Source organism: Bacillus cereus group sp. MYBK108-1 (assembly GCF_051917185.1).
Lineage (GTDB): Bacteria > Bacillota > Bacilli > Bacillales > Bacillaceae_G > Bacillus_A > Bacillus_A cereus.
This window is the reverse complement of record NZ_JBQAHZ010000067.1, coordinates 1-645: the sequence shown is the minus strand read 5'-3', so window position 1 is coordinate 645 and position 645 is coordinate 1. Positions and strand designations below refer to the sequence as shown.

The window sequence follows — 645 nt, the reverse complement described above, 5'->3', positions numbered from 1 at the left end:
CTTTTTCTTTCGACGTACTTTTGAAAGAATGTGATTTTGTCTCATGATTCGTAATACTTTTTTATGATTGACACACAGTCCCATTTTTCGAAGAGTAGCGGTCACTCTTCGGTAGCCATATCGGAATTTATGCCGAAGACAAACATCCTTTACTTTCTCTTCTATATCATCTTTTAGATCTTCCGTTCGTTGTAACCAACGATAAAATGTAGACCGGGGTAATTCTAATACGTTACACAATTCTTTTACCGTTAGTTTTGTTCTTAAGTCGTTCCATAAAGTAACTACAGTTTCTGGTTTCAACCCCTTTCGATTTCTAGATACTTTCCCCATACAAGTAATTTTGTTTTTAAATGTTTATTTTCTAAGCGTAGCTGTTCTAATTCACTGAGCTCTTTTGGTCCTTTTCCATAAGAATATTGTTTTCCTACAGGTTGTTGAAAACGATACGTTTGATCTGTACGATACCATTTCATCCATGTCTTAATTTGGGAAACATTTTTAATTCCGAGTTTCTCCATAATTGTACGATTTGAATAACCTTCTTTCTTCATTTCAATGACTTTCCACTTTGTTTCTTCTGGGTAATGAACTCTTGTCTTCAAACGAAAAACACCTCCATTAAATTTGCATACTTAGTATGCG

1 pseudogene is annotated in these 645 nt (G+C 34.3%); it reads right to left on the bottom strand.

The features are described from left to right. Window positions 1–605: pseudogene (locus ACTFSL_RS31090) on the bottom strand (IS3 family transposase); the annotation flags it as partial. Between the last annotated feature and the right edge of the window lie 40 nt (window positions 606–645).